The sequence below is a fragment of the Pseudoramibacter porci genome (genome assembly GCF_009696145.1).
In the GTDB taxonomy this organism is placed as follows: Bacteria; Bacillota; Clostridia; order Eubacteriales; family Eubacteriaceae; genus Pseudoramibacter; species Pseudoramibacter porci.
In genome coordinates this window covers 171,132-190,989 of record NZ_VUMO01000002.1, presented here as the reverse complement: position 1 = coordinate 190,989, position 19,858 = coordinate 171,132, and the positions used below count along the sequence as shown (strand labels likewise).

20 protein-coding genes are annotated in these 19,858 nt (G+C 52.9%); 16 read left to right on the top strand and 4 right to left on the bottom strand.

Features of this window, described 5'->3' with window-relative positions; all coding sequences use genetic code 11:
• Positions 1-18 precede the first annotated feature (18 nt).
• From FYJ52_RS02610 to FYJ52_RS02595, 4 genes are read left to right on the top strand one after another with little or no spacing between them, the layout of a single operon-like run.
• Positions 19-279 carry a sulfurtransferase TusA family protein gene (locus tag FYJ52_RS02610; RefSeq protein ID WP_154575697.1) on the top strand — a complete coding sequence of 87 codons (261 nt, stop codon included), beginning with the start codon at positions 19-21 and terminating at the stop codon, positions 277-279.
• 18 nt (positions 280-297) lie between these two features.
• A complete protein-coding gene (thiS, locus tag FYJ52_RS02605; protein ID WP_154575696.1) occupies positions 298-504 on the top strand; it encodes a sulfur carrier protein ThiS in 207 nt (68 codons plus the stop codon).
• Positions 504-1,328, top strand: a complete 825-nt coding sequence (locus FYJ52_RS02600) for a HesA/MoeB/ThiF family protein (protein WP_154575695.1) — start codon at positions 504-506, stop codon at positions 1,326-1,328. Before thiS ends, FYJ52_RS02600 begins: the two co-directional genes overlap by 1 nt.
• Positions 1,329-1,340: 12 nt before the next feature.
• Positions 1,341-1,766, top strand: a complete 426-nt coding sequence (locus tag FYJ52_RS02595; RefSeq protein WP_154575694.1) for a M67 family metallopeptidase — start codon at positions 1,341-1,343, stop codon at positions 1,764-1,766.
• Between the two features lie 201 nt (positions 1,767-1,967).
• Here the strand turns inward: FYJ52_RS02595 and FYJ52_RS02590 are convergent, their stop codons facing one another.
• Positions 1,968-4,091, bottom strand: a complete 2,124-nt coding sequence (locus FYJ52_RS02590; protein ID WP_154575693.1) for a glutamine synthetase III family protein — start codon at positions 4,089-4,091, stop codon at positions 1,968-1,970.
• Positions 4,092-4,582: 491 nt separating this feature from the next.
• On the opposite strand from FYJ52_RS02590, the gene FYJ52_RS02585 reads away from it, so the two are divergent.
• The 6 genes from FYJ52_RS02585 (at position 4,583) to FYJ52_RS02560 (ending at position 10,565) form a co-directional block, all read left to right on the top strand.
• Complete coding sequence (locus FYJ52_RS02585; RefSeq protein WP_154575692.1) at positions 4,583-5,686, top strand: class II glutamine amidotransferase; 1,104 nt, start codon at positions 4,583-4,585, stop codon at positions 5,684-5,686.
• Positions 5,686-7,191, top strand: a complete 1,506-nt coding sequence (locus tag FYJ52_RS02580) for a glutamate synthase-related protein (RefSeq protein ID WP_154575691.1) — start codon at positions 5,686-5,688, stop codon at positions 7,189-7,191. Before FYJ52_RS02585 ends, FYJ52_RS02580 begins: the two co-directional genes overlap by 1 nt.
• Before the next feature lie 15 nt (positions 7,192-7,206).
• Positions 7,207-7,653: a 4Fe-4S dicluster domain-containing protein gene (locus FYJ52_RS02575; protein ID WP_154575690.1), complete on the top strand. Its 447-nt coding sequence runs from the start codon at positions 7,207-7,209 to the stop codon at positions 7,651-7,653.
• Between the two features lie 4 nt (positions 7,654-7,657).
• A complete protein-coding gene (locus FYJ52_RS02570; protein WP_154575689.1) occupies positions 7,658-8,893 on the top strand; it encodes an NAD(P)/FAD-dependent oxidoreductase in 1,236 nt (411 codons plus the stop codon).
• 15 nt (positions 8,894-8,908) lie between these two features.
• Positions 8,909-9,631, top strand: coding sequence for a GltB/FmdC/FwdC-like GXGXG domain-containing protein (locus FYJ52_RS02565; protein WP_154575786.1), 723 nt, complete (start codon positions 8,909-8,911; stop codon positions 9,629-9,631).
• Positions 9,632-9,761: 130 nt separating this feature from the next.
• Positions 9,762-10,565 (top strand): class II glutamine amidotransferase, encoded by an 804-nt coding sequence (locus FYJ52_RS02560; protein WP_154575688.1) that lies wholly within the window; start codon positions 9,762-9,764, stop codon positions 10,563-10,565.
• A gap of 55 nt (positions 10,566-10,620) precedes the next feature.
• Here the strand turns inward: FYJ52_RS02560 and FYJ52_RS02555 are convergent, their stop codons facing one another.
• Genes FYJ52_RS02555 through FYJ52_RS02545 form a run of 3 tightly spaced genes read right to left on the bottom strand, consistent with a single transcriptional unit; the run spans position 10,621 to position 14,378 of the window.
• Complete coding sequence (locus FYJ52_RS02555) at positions 10,621-11,004, bottom strand: PqqD family protein (RefSeq protein ID WP_154575687.1); 384 nt, start codon at positions 11,002-11,004, stop codon at positions 10,621-10,623.
• A gap of 3 nt (positions 11,005-11,007) precedes the next feature.
• Complete coding sequence (locus FYJ52_RS02550; protein ID WP_154575686.1) at positions 11,008-12,945, bottom strand: OPT family oligopeptide transporter; 1,938 nt, start codon at positions 12,943-12,945, stop codon at positions 11,008-11,010.
• 38 nt (positions 12,946-12,983) lie between these two features.
• The gene (locus FYJ52_RS02545; RefSeq protein WP_154575685.1) at positions 12,984-14,378 is read right to left on the bottom strand and encodes a Sapep family Mn(2+)-dependent dipeptidase; all 1,395 of its coding nucleotides are present in this window, start codon (positions 14,376-14,378) and stop codon (positions 12,984-12,986) included.
• Between the two features lie 192 nt (positions 14,379-14,570).
• On the opposite strand from FYJ52_RS02545, the gene FYJ52_RS02540 reads away from it, so the two are divergent.
• From FYJ52_RS02540 to phoU, 6 genes are all read left to right on the top strand, one after another.
• A complete protein-coding gene (locus tag FYJ52_RS02540; RefSeq protein ID WP_154575684.1) occupies positions 14,571-15,575 on the top strand; it encodes an NAD(P)-dependent oxidoreductase in 1,005 nt (334 codons plus the stop codon).
• Between the two features lie 188 nt (positions 15,576-15,763).
• Positions 15,764-16,615, top strand: coding sequence for a substrate-binding domain-containing protein (locus FYJ52_RS02535; protein WP_154575683.1), 852 nt, complete (start codon positions 15,764-15,766; stop codon positions 16,613-16,615).
• A 93-nt stretch (positions 16,616-16,708) separates the two neighbouring features.
• Positions 16,709-17,539, top strand: coding sequence for a phosphate ABC transporter permease subunit PstC (gene pstC, locus FYJ52_RS02530; protein WP_154575785.1), 831 nt, complete (start codon positions 16,709-16,711; stop codon positions 17,537-17,539).
• Complete coding sequence (gene pstA / locus FYJ52_RS02525) at positions 17,536-18,396, top strand: phosphate ABC transporter permease PstA (RefSeq protein ID WP_408003683.1); 861 nt, start codon at positions 17,536-17,538, stop codon at positions 18,394-18,396. Before pstC ends, pstA begins: the two co-directional genes overlap by 4 nt.
• A gap of 66 nt (positions 18,397-18,462) precedes the next feature.
• Positions 18,463-19,203: a phosphate ABC transporter ATP-binding protein PstB gene (gene pstB / locus FYJ52_RS02520; RefSeq protein WP_408003695.1), complete on the top strand. Its 741-nt coding sequence runs from the start codon at positions 18,463-18,465 to the stop codon at positions 19,201-19,203.
• A gap of 1 nt (position 19,204) precedes the next feature.
• Positions 19,205-19,849 carry a phosphate signaling complex protein PhoU gene (phoU, locus tag FYJ52_RS02515; RefSeq protein WP_154575681.1) on the top strand — a complete coding sequence of 215 codons (645 nt, stop codon included), beginning with the start codon at positions 19,205-19,207 and terminating at the stop codon, positions 19,847-19,849.
• The last annotated feature ends 9 nt before the right edge of the window (positions 19,850-19,858 follow it).

Genomic DNA, 19,858 nt, shown 5'->3' with positions numbered 1-19,858 from the left:
TAAATTTTGGAGGCAGATATGGCAGATATTAATATCGATCAAATTGAAAACCGTGCGGACATCACCGACGTGGTTTGCCCGGTGACCTTTGTCAAGGCGAAGGTTGCTCTTGAAGAGCTGGAACCCGGGGAACTCATTGCCATTCACATGAACGATGGCGAACCGGTCCAGAATGTCCCGAGGAGCATCAAAGAAGAAGGACATCAGATTTTAAAACTGATTGACAATGAAGACGGCACTTACGATTTAATTGTGCGCCGCGGCGAAGACGACGCGTAAGACAAAAGGAGAAACAAAATGAAAATCACAGTATCAGGCGAAGCCGCAACAGTTCAGGACGGGATCACCGTCGCAAAGCTCATCGCAGAACGGGACGTCGAAAACCCGCAATACGTCACCGTTACGATTAATGACGATTTTATTCATTCGGACGATTTTGAAACGAAGACCCTCTCCGAAGGCGATCAGGTTGAATTCTTGTATTTTATGGGAGGCGGACGTTAATGGCCTTTACAAACGATCAGCTGGAGCGTTACTCGCGCCATATCATTTTGAAGGAGATCGGCGTAAAGGGGCAGAAACGGCTGCTCAACGGCTCGGTCCTCATTGTCGGCGCCGGCGGACTCGGCTCGCCAGTGGCCGCCTATCTGGCGGCGGCCGGAGTCGGCAAAATTGGCATCGTCGACGCGGATAACGTCGATCTGTCCAATTTGCAGCGCCAGATCATTCACACCACGGACGATGTCGGCAAGCCCAAAGTGGTCTCTGCAGCCGAAACCATGCGGGCCATTAACCCTGACGTCGAGGTGAAGACCTACCACGAATACTTGTACTCCGGCAACGTCATGGATATTGTGAAGGATTACGATTTCGTCATTGACGGGACGGATAATTTCCCGGCGAAGTTTTTGATCAACGACGCCTGTGTGCTGACGAAGACGGCTTTCTGCCATGCGGGGGTTATTCGCTTCCAGGGTCAGCTCATGACTTATGTGCCCGGGGAAGGGCCGTGCTACCGCTGTGTCTTTAAGGATCCGCCACCAAAGGGTGCGGTGCCGACTTGCCGCGAAGCCGGTGTCATCGGCGCGATGGTCGGCGTTATCGGCAGCCTTCAGGCGATGGAAGCCGTGAAATACCTGACCGGCGCCGGCGAACTGCTGACCGGTTCCCTCCTCACCTACGACGCGTTGACGAATCAATTCAGAAAAATCAAACTCCCGAAAGATCCAGACTGTGCGGTGTGCTCGGATCATCCGACGATCACAGAGCCCATTGATTACGAACAGGCCGCCTGTGATTTTGACCCGAAAAATCCGTTGAGTGAATAGGGAGGCGATAGCATGTCCGATTCCAAAACGGTCAGTTTGACCGCGCAGCAATTTGATGAAATGGTCGCCCACGCCAAAGCCTGTCTGCCGGAAGAAGCCTGCGGTCTTCTGGGCGGCAGAGAAGAAGGAGACACCAAAATCGTCACACACATCTACAACGTTGAAAATATCGATCACACCAACGAACATTTTTCGATGGCGCCGAAGGATCAGCTGGCGGCGGTGAAGCAGATGCGTGCAGCGGGCGAAGTTCCCCTCGGCAACTGGCATTCCCACCCGGAAACGCCGTCAAGGCCGTCAAACGAGGACAAGCGCCTGGCCTACGATTCCAAGGCCAGCTACCTGATTCTTTCGCTGATGGATGCAGATCAGCCGGTGCTGCACAGTTTTCATATTGAAGGCGATCAGGCCGAAAAAGAAATGCTGATTGTCGAATAAAAGTCTAAAAATTATATAGGAAGCCTTGATTTTACGATCAGGCTTTCTTTTTTTGGTCGCAAACTAATTCTTGCTTGTAAAAAAAAAGACCGGCGCATGTGCGCCGGTCCATCGTACACGATGTCGATGACATAAAAGAAAAATAGGAGAATGGATATAATAGACTGTTTAATTGGGGTTGTTGATTAAACGAAGCTGCCTTTAGACATAGAACAACAGATCTTCGTAAATCGGATACGGCCAGTATTCTTTGCCGACGATCGTTTCGAGTTCGTCCGCGGTTGCGCGCAATGCGTTCATCGCGCCGATGACGTCTGCGCAGTAGCTGTTGGCCTGTTCCTGTGCGTCTTCGATGGCGGCAGCCTTTTCGGTTACGGCGTCGAGGGCGTCGGTTTCAGCGAGGAGATCTTTAGCCAAAGCGGCAATCTTTTCGACCATAACCGCTTCGACGGAATCCTTGGTTTCAATGCCCACAGCGGCTTTCTGAGAAAGCACCGTTGTCAAATCCTTTTCGCAGTCCATGACGGCGGGCAAAATTTCGTGGCGGGCCATGGAGAGCATGGTCTTCGCTTCGATGTTGATCGTCTTCGAATATTCTTCCAAGTGGATTTCCTGGCGGGCCTTCATTTCTTCGTCGGTGTAGATGTCGTTCTTAGACATGACTTCGACGTTCTTTGGCATGCAGTATTCCGCGAAGGCTTCAGGCGTGGTTCTCAAGTTCGGGAGACCGCGTCTTTCAGCTTCTTCAACCCATTCATCGGTGTAGTTGTTGCCGTTGAAGATGACGCGTTTGTGCGCTTCCAAACGGCCTTTCAGGAATTCGCGGCAATCCGCTTCAAAGTTGTCGCTGCCTTCGAGCGCGTCTGCGTATTCGCGCAGCACTTCTGCGACGATGGTGTTCAGCGCAATGTTCGGGCCCGCGATGGACTGGTTGGAGCCCAGCATACGGAATTCGAATTTGTTGCCAGTGAAAGCAAATGGCGAGGTACGGTTGCGGTCAGTCGCATCGGTGGTGAACGTCGGGGTCGCGTTGATGCCGAGGTCCATGGTGCGTTCCTTCGCTTTTCCGCTGGATTCGCCGGTGAGGAGTTCGTTGAGGACATCAGCCAGCTGGTCGCCGACGAAAATGGAGATGATAGCTGGAGGCGCTTCGTTGGCACCTAAACGGTGGTCGTTGCCGGCAGAAGCGACAGTGGATCTGAGCAGTTCCGGATAACGGTCGACCGCTTCGATGACGGCAATGAGGAAGGTCAGGAACTGGAGATTGTTGGCTGGATCTTTGCCCGGGTCGAGGAGGTTGACGCCGGTATCCGTCGCGATGGACCAGTTGTTGTGTTTCCCAGAACCGTTGATGCCTTCAAACGGTTTTTCGTTGATGAGGCAGTGGAGATCGTATTTTGGCGCCATCCGTCTCAGGGTTTCCATGATCAAGTGGTTGTTATCGGTTGCCTGGTTGGCAGAGGAGAACACCGGTGCCAATTCGTGCTGGCAAGGCGCGACTTCGTTGTGGCGGGTCTTGCTTGGAACACCCAGTGACCACAATTCTTTGTCGACGTCACGCATGAAATGGCGGACACGTCCGCGGATACGTCCAAAGTAATGATCTTCCATTTCCTGGCCCTTTGGCGCCATGGCACCGAACAAGGTGCGGCCGGTCAGGATCAAGTCTTTTCTCTTAGCGTACATGTCTTTGTCGACCAGGAAATATTCCTGTTCGGCCCCGACAGAAGAAGTGACTTTGTGAACGTCATCGGCAGCGCCGAAGAGTTTTAAAACGCGGATGGCTTCATTGGACAAGACCTTCATGGAGCGGAGCAGCGGGGTCTTCTTGTCGAGGATTTCTCCGGAATAGGAGATGAAGGATGTCGGGATATAGAGGGTCGTGCCTTTGACGAAAGCAAATGAAGTCGGATCCCATGCTGTGTAGCCGCGGGCTTCAAAAGTCGCGCGCAGACCGCCGGACGGGAAAGATGAAGCATCAGGTTCGCCCTTAACAAGTTCTTTTCCGGAAAATTCCATGATGACACTGCCTTCACCGGTCGGGCTGATAAAAGCATCGTGTTTTTCTGCAGTGGCACCGGTCATCGGCTGGAACCAATGGGTAAAGTGGGTAGCCCCCAATTCCATGGCCCAGTCTTTCATCGCGTTGGCGACCACTTCGGCGTCTTCCCGGCCAAGGGGTTCGTCGTATTTGATCGTCCGCATGACGCTTTTGTAGATGTGTTTCGGCAAGCGTTTGCGCATGACTGCGACGTTAAAGACTTTTGAACCGAACAGATCGACGATGCTGTCTTTCTGATCTTTCTTTTCTAACATTTCAGACATGATATCCTCCTTATTAAACAACTAAACAACCAGATACAAAAAAAGGGGCACCGAAAATAGCATCGCTATTCTCAGACGCCCTTGTCTGTGTTTGTTTTAAATTATACATACATGATACACGAATCCCTATTTTTTGTCAATGTGATTTTTAATAAAATAACAAAGCAAAACGAGGGAAAAAGCCGTTAAGACGATCGATGCTTTCTGTTATTTGATTATAAATGGATCAATGCCTGCTGGCATCATTGCGTCTATTTTATCATTTATTATAGAAGAAAATCGACAGCCCTTGAAGCAATTTTCATATTTCTTGTTAAATTTAAAAAAACGCCTTGTATTTTAAGGTGGAATGTGGTTAAATGTCTTTACTGTAGAATTGTATACACAAGAGCAAAGGCGTTCTGAAACAAGCGGTGTCTCAAAAAAGATTTGAGAGACGGCTTGTTAAAGGACGCTTTTTTCATTGAGTGATTATCAAGAAGGAGATCAGGATGTTAAAGAAAGAAGGAGAAATACGAATCCCGTCGGGTTGTGCGATTTCCGGCATTATCGACCGGACAGGCCGCCAGAGCATCAACGGCCGGACCATCGTCGATTCCATTGCGGTGATGCACGACCGCTCTAATGGATTGGGCGGCGGATTTGCCGGCTACGGCATTTACCCCGATTACGCGGACTCGTACGCGTTTCACGTTTTTTATGACGACTTGAAAGCCCGTCAGGAAACAGAACGGTACCTCGACCGTTATTTCGATGTGGTCAATATGAGCCGGATCCCGGTTCGGCCGAACCGCAATGTCGTCGACGCACCGCTCATTTGGCGCTACTTCGTCAATCCGCTGTTCAACCGCATTCAGGAAGACGAAGGCGAAATCGACGAAAAGAAATTTATCGTCGAAACCGTCTTTTACGTCAATACCTACATTGACGGTGCCTACATCTTCTCGTCTGGCAAGAACATGGGGATATTCAAGGGCGTCGGTTTTCCGGAAGACATCGGCGATTTTTACAAGCTAGAAGATTACGACGCGTACTGCTGGACGGCTCACGGCCGTTATCCGACGAACACCCCGGGCTGGTGGGGCGGCTGCCATCCTTTTGCGCTGCTCGATCATTCCATCGTGCACAACGGAGAAATCTCGTCCTACGACGCGAACCGCCGTTACATCGAAATGTTCGATTACAAATGTAACCTGCTCACCGATACGGAAGTCATCACTTACATCATCGACTACTTAAAACGGAAGAAAGGGTTCGAATACGAAGATATTGCGAAAATCATCGCCGCACCGTTCTGGGAAGAAATTGACCACATGAGCGAAAAAGAAGCGCGGAAAATGAAATTGCTCAGAAACACTTACTCGAGCCTTTTGATTACCGGGCCGTTTTCGATCATCTGCGGATTTGATCACGGCCTGATGGCCCTCAATGACCGCTTGAAGCTGCGTTCAATGGTGGCTGGAGAAAAGGACGACGTCGTATATATCGCCAGTGAAGAAGCGGCCATCCGCCGCGTCTGTCCAGATATTGACGGCATTTGGGCGCCGCGGGGCGGCGAACCGATCATTGTCCACGCGAGCAAGGAGGCTATGTAATGGGAATTCAATACTTATATCCGGAATTTGAAGTGCACCGCAATTTTGACCGGTGCATCAAATGCCGCGTCTGCGAACGACAGTGCTCAGAACAGGTGCACTATTACGACGAAGAAGACGACATCATGCGGGCGGACGAGTCCAAATGTGTCGACTGCCAGCGCTGCGTCACCATGTGCCCGACGCGCGCGCTTAAAATTGTGAAGACGGAAAATACGTTCCGTCCGAACGAAAACTGGCATCAGAATACCATCGAAGAAATTTACCGTCAGGCGACCACCGGCGGCGCGCTGCTGTCCAGCATGGGCAACCCGAAAGACTACCCGTCCTATTGGGACCGCATTCTGCTCAACGCCAGCCAGGTCACCAACCCGTCCATCGACCCGCTGCGCGAACCGATGGAAACGCGGGTATTTCTCGGAAAAAAACCTCACGATCTCGAGTTCGATTCCCACGGCGAACTGATTTCTAAACTGCCGCCGCAGATCGAACTGGAAGTCCCGGTGATGTTCTCGGCCATGTCTTTCGGCGCGATTTCCGAAAATGCCCATAAATCACTGGCCCGGGCGGCAACCGCCTGCGGCACTTGCTACAACACTGGTGAAGGCGGGTTGAACAAATCGCTGTATCCTTATGGGCCTAACACCATCGTTCAGGTCGCGTCCGGCCGTTTCGGCGTTCACGAAGATTATTTGAAAGCCGGCTGCGCCATCGAAATTAAGATGGGTCAAGGGGCCAAGCCGGGGATCGGCGGCCATCTGCCAGGGCGCAAAATCGGTCCGAAGGTTGCGGAAACGCGAATGATTCCGGAAGGCTCCGACGCCATCTCACCGGCGCCGCACCACGATATTTATTCGATTGAAGACCTTCGTCAGCTGGTATACTCCCTCAAAGAAGCAACCAATTACGAAAAACCGGTTATCGTCAAGATCGCGGCGGTTCACAACGTGGCGGCGATCGCATCAGGGATTGCCCGCTCCGGTGCGGACATCATCGCCATTGACGGTTTCCGCGGCGGGACCGGCGCCGCGCCGACCCGCATCCGTGACAACGTCGGGATCCCGATCGAGCTGGCATTGGCCGCTGTCGACCAGCGTCTCCGCGATGAAAAAATCAGAAACGACATTTCGATTGTCGTCGGCGGGAGCATCCGCTCGTCTGCCGACGTGGTTAAAGCCATCGCCCTCGGGGCGGACGCCTGCTACATCGGGACAGCCGCACTGATCGCACTGGGCTGCCACCTGTGCAGACAGTGCTCAAGAGGTCTCTGCAACTGGGGTATTGCGACACAGCGCGAAGATCTCTGCCGCCGTCTGAATCCGGATATCGGCACGGAACATCTGGTGAACCTGCTCACAGCCTGGAACAACGAAATCAAAGAAATGATGGGCGGTATGGGGATCAACTCCATTGAAGCCCTGAGAGGCAACCGCCTGATGCTCCGCGGCGTCGGCATGACAGAAAAAGAATTAGAAATCCTCGGCATTAAGCACGCTGGAGAATAAGAGGGAGGAGCAACATTGAAACGCGTTTATGTCAATGAAGAATGGTGCCTCGGGTGCCATCTGTGTGAATTCAACTGCGGCTTCGCCAACTCCGGCGAGTCGAGCATGGTCAAGGCGTATCATCGGGAACAGAAGCCGTTGTCCCGCATCCGCGTGGAAGACGGCGAACAGGGCGGCGAACCCATTCATTTTGCGGTGAACTGCCGCCACTGCGAAGAACCCTATTGTGTCAAGGGCTGCATTACCGGCGCTTTGTCTGTCGAAGACGGCGTCGTAAAGATCGATCAGGATCAGTGCATCGGCTGCCGGACCTGTATCGCGATGTGCCCGTACGGCTGCCTGGTGCTGTCCCACAACCACACGATGCTGAAATGCGAGCTGTGCCTGGAAAACAGCTGCGGCGAACCGGCCTGCGTCACCGGCTGCCCCAACAGAGCTATTGTTTACGAAGAAAGGGGCTGAGAACATGAAGACGAAATACTTGATTATCGGCAATTCCGCCGCAGCGATTGGCGGCGTTCAGGGGATTCGCAAAGTGGACAAACGGAGCAAAATCGTCCTGGTTGCCGATGAACCGTACTCCACCTATTCGAGACCGCTGATTTCTTATTGGCTTGAAGGCCGGGTCGATCGGGAACACATGGTTTACCGCAATCCGGATTTCTACAGACAGTACGGCGTCGACACTATGCTCGGCACAAAAGTGACAGCCATTGATCCGGCGGCGCACTCGGTCACGACGGACAGCGGCAAAACCATCACCTATGAACAGCTTTTGATTGCGACTGGCTCCAATCCTTTTGTGCCGCCGATCGAAGGCAAAGAAAAAGCCAAGAATGCGTTTACCTTTACGACTTTTGACGACGCTCAGGGCGTGAAGAAGGCCTTAAAGCCAGATGCCAAGGTCGTCATCATGGGCGGCGGGCTCATCGGCTTGAAGGCGGCTGAAGCGTTGATCGATCAAGTTGCCAGTTTGACCATCGTTGATTTGGCTGACCGGGTCATGCCGTCGGTTCTCGATGCGGAAGTCGCGCAGGTCATGCAGCAGCATCTCGAAGATCTGGGCATGGAACTGAGACTCGAAACCAGCATCAAGAGCGTAAACAGCATGAGCGTCACGCTGAGCGACGGCGCGAAGCTGCCTTACGACATTTTAATTTTCGCCGTCGGGACCCGCCCGAACCAGGCGCTGGCTGAAGCGGCCGGCATCGACTGCGAACGGGGGATTTTGACAAACGAAAGCCAGCTGACTTCTGCCGCTGACGTTTACGCCGCCGGCGACTGCACCCAAAGCCACGATATCAGCGCCGACGTGAACCGCAACATCGCGATTCTGCCCAACGCGTTCATGCAGGGCGAAACCGCTGGCATCAACATGGCCGGCGGTGAAGCGGTCTTCGACAAGGCCTTCCCGATCAATTCCATGGGGATCAAGGACTTCTACATGCTCACGGCGGGCAGCACCGAAGGGCAGCCTCAAATTGTCAAGACGCCGGATGGCATCCGCAAATTCTACATTGCGGGCGACACCCTTAAGGGCTACATGATTTTGGGCGAATGCCAGCGTGCGGGGATTTACACCGATTTGATCCGGCAGCAGACCAAACTGTCGACTGTCGATTGGGAAAGCCTCGCTGAAGCGCCGAAGCTCGCGGCGTTTGATGTGTCCGTGAGAAAAGCGGATTTGGCTCAGGCACACTGATAAGCGAGGTTAATGATGATCATAGATGCAACGAATAAATACTACAAACAGCTGAATGAAGAAATCAAGCACACTCAGACCCACGACATCACGGTGAAAAATGTATTGGGGCAGCGTTATATCGGTACCGGCGTCAAAGATAAGAAAATGACGGTGTACGGCACGCCGGGCAACGCCATGGGCGCGTATCTCGACAACATCGACATCGAAGTTTTCGGCAACGTTCAGGATGCGGTTGGCGATACGATGAACGACGGCCATATCGTTGTTCACGGGAAAGCCGGGGATACCTTGGGCTACGCCATGCGCGGCGGCAGCATTTACGTCAAGGGCGATGCGGGCTACCGCGTCGGGATCCACATGAAAGCGTATCAGGATAAACAGCCGGTGATTGTCGTCGGCGGCTGTGTCGGCTCTTTCCTCGGCGAATATCAGGCCGGCGGCACCATTTTGGTGCTGGGCCTCGGCAGTCAGGACAGCTCACCGATCGGCAATTACTGCGGCACAGGGATGCACGGCGGCAACATGTATATCAGAAGCGCGGTGAAGCCGGAATTCCTGCCGCCGCAGGTTTCCATTGAGCTTTGCGACTCCAAAGATATGGCAGTCATTCAGCCGTTAATTGACCAGTTCTGTGAATACTTCGACATCAAGGAAGATATTCTGCGGGATAAACCGTACTACCACATTTTCCCCAATGCCGACAATCCGTACAAGAGTCTGTACACCTCGTATTGATGGCGAGAAGCGAAACCAATCCCGGAATATCCGGGATTTTTTTATAAAAGACTTTTCAATCGGGAGAATTAGGTTATAATAGGAAAGAATACAAAATCAATATGTAATTTTGAGAAAGGAGTGATGGGGCATGTGCGAATTATTTGCATTTTCATCCAAAAAGCCCAGAGACTTAACGGACATACTGACACGTTTTTACGCCAGAAGTGTCAACCAGCCCAATGGCTGGGGCCTGGCGGAATACGACGACGAGGGCCGGATGTGTATGCACAAGAGTCCTGAACGGGCTGTCGATTCCAAAGTCCTGCCCCGTCTCATCGGCGAGGGCATTCCGCGTAAGCGTGTCCTCGCGCATATCCGCCTGGCCACGGTGGGCAGCATCAACGTTAACAACTGCCACCCCTTTGTGGCTTACGACGGCACGGGCCGGGAATGGACATTGATTCACAATGGGACGGTGTTCAACAGCGCGGCGCTGATCCGCTACTACCAACGGCAGGAGGGCGAGACCGATTCCGAACGGCTGCTGCTCTACCTGATGGATTTAATCGACGAAAAGACGCGCCGAGTGGGCCATCCGCTCAGCAAGAACGAACGCTTCGATGTGATTCAGGGGATGCTCGCTTCCATCGCGGACCGCAATAAGCTCAACCTCTTTCTTTACGACGGGGAGCAGTTTTACGTGCACGCGAACAACGCGCCGGCGATGCTGTATTACCTCGAAGACAAGACCCCGGGGGACGAATCTCTGATGTTTGCGACCCAGCCCTTTACGGAAGGAGACTGGAAAGAAGTGCCGAAGACCCGGCTTTTGGCCTTTAACGACGGGAAATTTACCCGGGAAGGGGTCAATCATCACATCATGTTCCACAGCGATTATTACCGGATCATGCTGGAACCGACCCATCCGGAAATGGATTTTTCGTTTCTTTAATTTTTATATTCATCATCAAAAAACAGGCTGATAGTTCAATCTATCAGCCTGTTTTTTAGTCTGCGGGTTTCATAAAGCACATGAATTCGTAGCTTTCGACGATTTCAAAAAACTTCAGCAGCCGGTCGTACAGAGGCTCGGCCTTTTTCCCGAACCGGGCGCGGACTTTCTTGGCGATGGTCTTGATGTTCGTCTTGCCGTCGCACAAGGGCCATATGAAGCTGCCCATTTCGTCGAGGTGAATCTGCGAATATTTCGGCTTGTGGGAAATTTTCTGAAAAATGCGGTTCATCACCCCTTTGTTTTCGACAAAGAGGGTAACTTTGCCGTCGTCAGCCATTTCTGTTTTCACAATTTTTTCTGTGACCACCGGGATGTAAACTTTGTAGGTACGAATGATTTCATCCCGGCTGAGCTTTTGTTTTGGTCGTTTTTTCAATTTTTATTCTGCCTTTTCAGGCGCTGTTTCTTTTTTGCCCTTGGTGAACTTCACGGTCAGCGCGATCATGGCTGCGAAGAAGATCAGGGAACCGGCAAAGCCGGCCGCCGGACTTAAGTTCAGAACCCCGGACAAATCGATCTTGTCGGCAACGCCGAGAACCGCGAGCACGGCCAGGAGGATGCCCACGATGCCTTCCCCAGCGATCATGCCCGAGCAGTACAGGATGCCGCGGTTGATGGTGGTTTTCTTGTCTTCTTCATCCTTGTATTTTTTGCGGTCGAAGAAGAGGCGCACCAGTCCGCCGACCATGATGCACGCGTTGAGCTGCACCGGCAGGTACATCCCGATAGCGAAAGGCAGCACCGGAATGCCGAGAATTTCGACGACAACCGCAAAGGCCGCGCCGGAGATCACGAGACCCCAAGGCAGCTGGCCGCCCATGACCCCTTCGATGATCATTTTCATGAGCACGGCCTGCGGCGCCGCGAGTTCTTTGGTGCCGAAGCCCCAGGCCGCGTTTAGCAGATAGAGGACGCCGCCGATGGCGATGGCCGAGACGATGACACCGATGATTTCGCCGATCTGCTGTTTCTTCGGCGTAGCGCCGACGAGATAGCCGGTCTTCAAATCCTGAGAAGTATCTCCAGCGATGGCCGCGATGACGCAGATGACGGTGCCGATGGCGATGGCCGCCTTCATGCCGGCCGCGCCGGTGGTGCCGGTCGCTTTTAAGATAATGGTTGAGAATAACAGGGTCGCGATGGCCATCCCGGAAACTGGGTTGTTCGACGAGCCGACGATCCCGACCATGCGAGAAGAGACGGCGGCGAAGAAGAAGCCGAAGACGACGATGAGGACCGCGCCGCCGATGCCCACGGGAATCTGGGGCAGCACCGCGGTCAGGACGATGAGGATGATGATCCAGGTGATAACCGTCTTCATACTCAGGTTCTGGTTGGTCCGCAGCATGCTGGAACCCTGACCCTGAGCGAGGTCTTTCATCGAATCTCTGAAGGTGGTGACGATCATCGGCAGGGCTTTAATCAGGGAGATGACCCCGCCGGCAGCCAGGGCGCCGGCGCCGATGTAGCGGACGTAGGAGCTCCAGATCTGGCTGACGCCCCCTGCGGCAAACATCTTTGCGATCGTGGTCGTGCCCGGATACATGACGGTCTTGCCGCCGAACAGGACGATCAAGGGAATGATGAACATCCAGGAAATGACGCCGCCGCAGAACATGTAGGAAGAAATCTTCGGTCCGCAGATATAGCCCACGGAGAAGACCGCCGGATAAATCTGTGTGCCGATCTGGCCGGCGTAGCCGCCGATCCCCTTGCTTGGGGTGTTCATTTCGCTCGGAACGAGTTTCAGACCGTCAATTAAGAATTTAAATCCTGAGGCAATGCCGAGACCGGCAAAAACAGTCGAAGCGGCGCTGCCGCCTTTTTCACCGGCGAGGAGCACTTCTGCGCAGGCTGTGCCTTCAGGATAAGGGAGCACCCCGTGTTCCTTGACGATGAGGGCGTTGCGCAGGGGCACCATGAAGAAGACCCCGAGGAGCCCGCCGATCATGCAGATGATCATGATTTCGATGAGGCCCGGTTTGCCCATAACCCCTTCCTTGGCCCACAAAAACATCGCCGGCAGGGTGAAGATCGCCCCTGCAGCTAAGGATTCCCCGGCAGACCCGACAGTCTGGACGATGTTGTTTTCCAGAATAGAATCGCGGTGCAGCACCATGCGGATGATCCCCATGGAAATGACCGCCGCCGGAATAGAGGCGGAAACCGTCATCCCGACACGCAGGCCCAGGTAGGCGTTGGCTGCGCCAAAGACGACGGCCAGGACAGCCCCCATGACCACTGAAAACACCGTCATTTCCGGCACGATTTTTTCCGCCGGAATGTACGGTTTAAAACCAGAATTGTTCTCGTTCATTTGATAAAATTATCCCTTCTATAAAAATCATAAAATCTTTAGGCGCACAAACGGACAATCGCATCGGCGTAAATTTTCGCTGCGGTGAGCAGATTGTCCAGATCGAAGAATTCGTCTGCGCCGTGCATGCGGGTATCGACGCCGTCGAAAACTGCGCCGAAGGCCACGCCGTTTTTCAGTTCATGGACGTAGGTGCCGCCGCCGATGGCGATGCATTCGCCTTTTTTGCCGGTGACCGCTTCGTAAGAGGCCAGAAGCTTCTGCACAAAGTCAGAATCCTTTGGCACAACGTGGGGCGGAATCATCCCCGGAGTCGACCAGTCGAAGCCGGCGTCCTGAACAGTCTTTGCTGCGACAGCTTCGCAGTTTTCTTTGGTCGCCATGACGGGCGTGCGGGCGTCAAAGGTGAATTCCGCGTGGGTCGGGTCGACGTGATACAGGTCGAGGGTGCACGTCAGGTCGTGAGAGTCTTCATCCGCCATCTTGATGCCGATGCCGGAGCCGTCGGTGACCCCGTAGGGGAAGAGCTTCGGAATCTGGCTCACGGTCTTCTGCATTTCGGAAGGATAGAGCGGCAGCTTTGAAATCAAAATCATCGCGGCCAGGCCGGCGTTGCGGCCGTCTTCCGGCGTCGAGGCGTGGGCGGAGTGGCCGATGATGGTGAGTTCGTCATCGCCGGTCTTTTCAATTTTCACTTCGCACTGGGCGGCAACATCGTCGAGAATGTTTTGATTGGCATCGATATCCAGGCCTTCAAAACGAATCACCGCTTTCTGGGGGACGGCGTTAAAGGCGATCCCGGCGTCGAGGCTCAAAACCCGGGGCAGGGTTTTGTCTTCAGCACAGTCTTTGGAGAGGATGCCCTTGAACTGTCCCTTTTCGATGTTGATGATCGGGAAGTTGGCATCCGGAGAGAAGGTCATTTCTGCTTCAGGTTCCGTCGCGTAGTAATGGGCGATGTCGTGGGAGCCGGTTTCTTCGTTGGCGCCCATGATGAAGCGCACCCCTTTCTTGAGCTTTACGCCGTTTTCTTTGAGGGCGCGCATCGCGTACAAAGCGGCGACAAGGGGCCCCTTGTCATCACTGACGCCGCGGCCGTAGAGGCGGCCGTCTTTTTCGATGACGTTAAAGGGGTCGGTGACCGTCCAGCCTTCGCCGGCGGGCACGACGTCGGTGTGGCACAAAATGTCGAGGGTTCTCGGCAGATCTTGGTCATAATCGGCAGTGCCGACGTAATTGTCGTAGTTGGTGACGGCGAAGCCGTAATTCTTCGCCAGTTCCAGGGCTTTATTCAAGCTCTGGTAAGGGCCGTCGCCGAAAGGCTTGCCGTCTTCGGGTTCGCCTTCGACAGAATTGATGGCACACAGCGCCTTGATGTCGGCGATCATATCCGGCAGATGGGCATCGAGCCACGCATTGACTGTTTCGTTCATCGTTCTATCCATTCCTTTCTGTATTCAATTCAATACAAATTAATAAGACTTAATAGTATTATTTTAGCATTTTCTAAGATTTTATGTAAAAAAATTATTTTAATTATATAAAGTAATAAATTATTGGGTTTGTATTTGAAGCAAAAGCGTGATACACTGCGTGAGGAAATTGATACAAAGAGGGGAAGAAAAATGCAAAATCAAAAACCAGTCAAACTCATCGCCTACGGCTGCCGGGACGATGAAATGCCAACTTTAAAAGCCTTTCAAAACCGGGAAGATTTAGAACTGAAGATCGTCCAGGCACATTTAAGCACCGACAATGTTTACCTCGCCGAAGGTTTTGACGGCGTGTCCATCGAAGGGCTGAGCCAGTCGGACGCCGCGATTTTTAAGGCCCTCGCCGGGTACGGCATTCATTATTTTTCGACCCGCACCGCCGGCTACAACCGCTTGGATCTCGCGGCGGCGAAAAAATACCAGATTCACTGCGCCAACGTGCATTATTCGCCTTACAGCGTCGCCGAGTACACCGTGATGCTCATGCTGACCTGTCTGCGCAAGTTTATTCACATCATCGCCCGATCAGCGGTCATGGATTATTCCCTGGCGGGCATGCAGGGCCGGGAGCTGCACAACATGACCGTCGGCATCGTCGGCATGGGCCATATCGGCAAAACCGTGGCCAAATGTTTGTCGGGGTTCGGCTGCCGCCTCATTTCCTACACGCCGCATCCGACAGCGGAAACCGACGCTCTGGCCAAAGCCGTCTCGAAAGAAACCCTGCTCAAAGAAGCAGACATCATCACCCTGCACACACCACTGACTCAAGACAATTACCACATGATCGACAAAGACGTCATTGCCCAAATGAAGGACGGGGTGGTGATCATCAACACGGCCCGGGGCGGCCTCATCAACACCTGGGATCTCATCGACGCCGTGGAAAGCGGCAAGGTCAGCGCTGTGGGCATCGACTCCTTCGAACACGAAGAAAACGTGATCCAGATCGACCACGAAAGCAGTTTGATCCACAACCGCAGCCTGCTCGCCCTGAAAGCCTACCCTAATGTCGTCGTCTCGCCCCACGCGGCATTTTACACCGATCAGTCGTCCAAAGACATGGTCACTGTCTCCCTTAACGGTTTGATGGCCTGGCTTCGCGGCGAAAACAATCCCAACGAAATCGCGTATTAATCAGCTTTTTGCAGCCCGCTTTGTGCGGGCTTTTTTTGTTAAAAGAAGTTAAGTTAATAAATTTTACACTTTACATGGACTTTACATAAGCCGTCTTTCAGATTTAACAAAGCCTTTGTAAAATTGAAATCGAAGTTTGGAAAGAGCATTCACCAAACAGGATTTTGATTTTAATGAAGGAGTTCAAAATGAAAAAGAAGATTCTCATGGTCTTAGCTGCCTTTGTTGCAGCGGTCACATTCGCAGGCTGCGGCTCATCCGGCGGCGGCACAATCAATGTCGTGTCTCGTGAAGATGGTTCCGGGACCCGCGGCGCGTTCATCGAACTGACAGGGGTTCAGGAAGAAAAGAACGGCCAGAAGGTCGACAAGACGACAGACAAAGCGACCATCTCCAACTCGACAGAAGTGGTCATGTCCACCGTTAAAGGCGATACCAACGCCATCGGCTACGTTTCCCTCGGTTCTTTGAGCAAGGATGTCAAGGCCGTCAAGGTTGAAGGCGTTGCACCGTCAGTCAAGACTGTCACCGACGGCAGCTACAAAATTCAGCGTCCGTTCAACATCATGACAAAGGGCGAAGCTTCCGGCGTAGCTCAGGACTTCATCAACTACATCATGTCTTCTGACGGACAGAACGTCATCGAAAAGAACGGCTACGTCAAAGTTTCTACCAACGGCGCTTACAGCGGCACAAAACCATCAGGCAAAATCACCGTCGGCGGTTCTTCATCCGTGACACCAGTTATGGAAAAACTGAAAGAAGCTTACGAAAAGGTCAACCCGAACGCAACGATCGAAGTTCAGGAATCGGATTCGACCACAGGGGTTTCCAATGCAGCAAAAGGCACACTGGACATCGGGATGGCGTCAAGAGATCTCCAAGGATCTGAAACGAGTGAAGGCCTGAAAGTGACCAAGATCGCTAAAGACGGCATCGCTGTGATTGTCAACAAAGACAACAGTGTCGACAACCTGACCCTCAAACAGATCAAGAATATCTACACAGGAAAGACCACTTCATGGTCAGACGTGAAATAATTCAACTACGACAATTTAATCCTCATCTTTAAACTGAAAGGAGACTTCGTCTTGAACAAATCGAAGCATCCGGGTCAGGCAAAAGAAAAAGCAATGCAGGTCGTTTTTGCGGCCTGCGCTTGCATTGCAATCATTGCTGTACTGCTGATTTGTATTTTCTTGTTTGCCAACGGTCTTCCGGGAATGGCGAAGATTGGATTCGGAAAATTCCTATCCGGGACGATTTGGCGCCCGGCTAACAATTTATACGGCATTTTGCCGATGATCGTCGCCAGTATCGAAGTGACAATTGGCGCCCTCATCATCGGCATTGTCATCGGCGTGCTCACAGCGGTATTTCTCGCGTTTTTCTGTCCGGAACCTCTGTATAAGGTGATCAAGCCCGGCATTAATCTTTTGGCCGGTATTCCCTCAGTTGTATATGGCTTTTTCGGCCTGCAGGTCATCGTGCCGATGATTCGCAATTCGGCGGGTGGTGCCGGCTTGTCCATGCTCGCCGCATGCATTATTCTCGGGATCATGATCCTGCCGACCATTATTACAATGAGCGAAACCGCATTGCGGGCGGTGCCAACCAGCTATTACGAAGGTGCCCTCGGCCTGGGGTCGACCCACGAACGGTCGGTTTTCCGCGTCGTCGTGCCGGCGGCGAAATCCGGAATCTTCGCGGGAATCATCCTTGGCGTCGGCCGAGCTATTGGGGAAACGATGGCCGTGATCATGATCGCGGGCAACCAAGCAGTGATGCCCCACAGCCTCTTCGCCGGCGTGCGCACCATGACGGCTAACATTGTCCTCGAAATGGGTTACGCGACCGACTTGCACCGTCAGGCGCTGATTGCAACAGCTGTCGTGCTGTTTGTCTTCATCCTGATCATCAACATTTGCTTCTCGATTTTGAAAAACAAAGGAGATAAGCAGTGAAGTACAACGAAAAAAATTCAAAAGAACAACTTCACGGCAAAGGCGAAGCCGCGGCGTTAAAGGCCATTGTCTGGATTGCCGGTATCGCCACGATGGCGGTGCTGATCTTTCTCATTCTGTACATTTTGATCAACGGGCTGCCGCACATCAAGCCAAGCCTGTTTTCGATTCATTACAACAGTCAGAACGTGTCGCTGTTTCCGGCGATGATCAATACGCTGACGATGGTCGGCTTGTCCATTCTGTTCGCCGGCCCGATCGGCATTTTCTCAGCGGTTTATCTGGCGGAGTACGCCAAGCGCGGCAGCAAATTCGTCGCCTTTATCCGGCTGACGTCCGAAACCCTGACCGGGATTCCGTCGATCATTTTCGGGATTTTCGGAATGCTGATGTTTGTCGATGCCTGCCACATGGGCTATTCCATGCTCGCCGGGGCATTGACGCTGGCGCTGATGATCCTGCCGGTCATCATGCGGGCCACAGAAGAAGCGCTGCACGCTGTGCCAGACAGCTACCGCGAAGGCAGCTTCGGTCTCGGCGCCGGCAAGCTGCGCACGATTTTCAAAATTGTTCTGCCGGCGGCGGCCCCTGGAATTCTCGCTGGGGTTATTCTTGGCATCGGGCGTGTCGTCGGGGAAACCGCGGCGTTGATTTACACCGCAGGGACCGTGGCGCAGATTCCGAAGAACGTCATGGGCTCCGGACGGACGCTGGCCGTGCACATGTACAGTTTGTGGACAGAAGGGATGAACGTTGACCAGTCTTACGCGACGGCCGTGATCCTGCTCGTCGTCGTCATCGTCTTGAATTTTATTTCCGATGCCATTGCGAAACGCGTCAACAAAGTGAACGAATAAACGAGGAGTATTTGGACATAAATGGAAAACTATAAAGTGAAAAAGCCGGTCTCGACGAAAGTCAAGATGGCTTCTCAAAATATGAATGTCTATTACGGCGATTTTCACGCCCTTAAGGACATCAATCTCAATTTCCCGGAACACGAGATCACAGCGCTGATCGGCCCGTCCGGATGCGGCAAGTCGACGTTTTTGAAATCGCTGAACCGGATGAACGATCTCGTCGAAGGCTGTAAAATCACCGGCTCGATCAAGCTGGACGATGTCGATATTTATAAAGAGATCGACGTGAACATTCTGCGCAAGCGCGTCGGCATGGTGTTCCAGCACCCCAATCCGTTTCCGATGAGCATTTACGACAACATCGCTTACGGTCCGCGGACTCACGGGATCAAAAACAAGGCGAAGCTCGACGATATCGTCGAAGATTCGCTGAAAAAAGCGGCGATTTGGGACGAACTCAAAGACCGCCTGAAAAAGAATGCCCTTGGTCTCTCCGGCGGGCAGCAGCAGCGCCTCTGCATCGCCAGAGCGCTGGCGGTTGAACCGGAAGTCCTTTTGATGGACGAAGCCACCTCGGCGCTGGACCCGATCTCAACGGGTAAAATCGAAGACCTAGCGCTGGAACTCAAAGAAAAATACACGATCATCATCGTGACCCACAGCATGCAGCAGGCGACCCGTATCTCCGACAAGACCGCTTTCTTTTTGCTCGGTGATATGGTAGAATTTGGTGACACGGAACAGATATTCTCGAATCCTAGAGATGAAAGAACAGAGCGATACGTAACCGGGAGGTTCGGATAATATGCGAAATCGATTTGATAAAGAATTGGTTCGGCTGAACGACAGCATGATCGAAATGGGCAGCCTTTGTGAAGCCGCCATAGATAAGGCCATCAAAGCGCTGGCCGCCAACGACACGGACCTCGCCAAGGAAGCCATGGCGGATGACGCGAACATCGACGAGCTGGAACGGGATATTGAGCAGCAGTGCTACGTGATGCTCTTGTCTCAGCAGCCGGTTGCGCGGGACTTGCGCAACGTCTCAGCGGCGCTGAAAATGATCACCGACATGGAACGCATTGGCGACCAGGCGACGGATATCGCCGAAATCGCGGTGACGGCCGATTTGACTGCAGAGTTTCACAATCTTGAGCTCGACACGATGGCGAAAATGGCCAGCAAAATGGTCAACGCGGCGGTTGACGCCTACGTTCAGAAAGATCTGAACACTGTTCACACGGTCTACAAACAGGACGACATTGTCGATCAGCTGTTCGACAAAATTTCCGCCCACATCATTCACCGCATCGAAAACAAAGAAATTGAAGGCGCGAAGGCGGTGGAAGTGCTGATGATTGCCAAATATCTCGAACGGATCGGCGATCACGCGGTCAATATCGGCGAATGGGTCGAATTTTCAATTACCGGCGAACACCCGAAAAATTAAAATGGATAA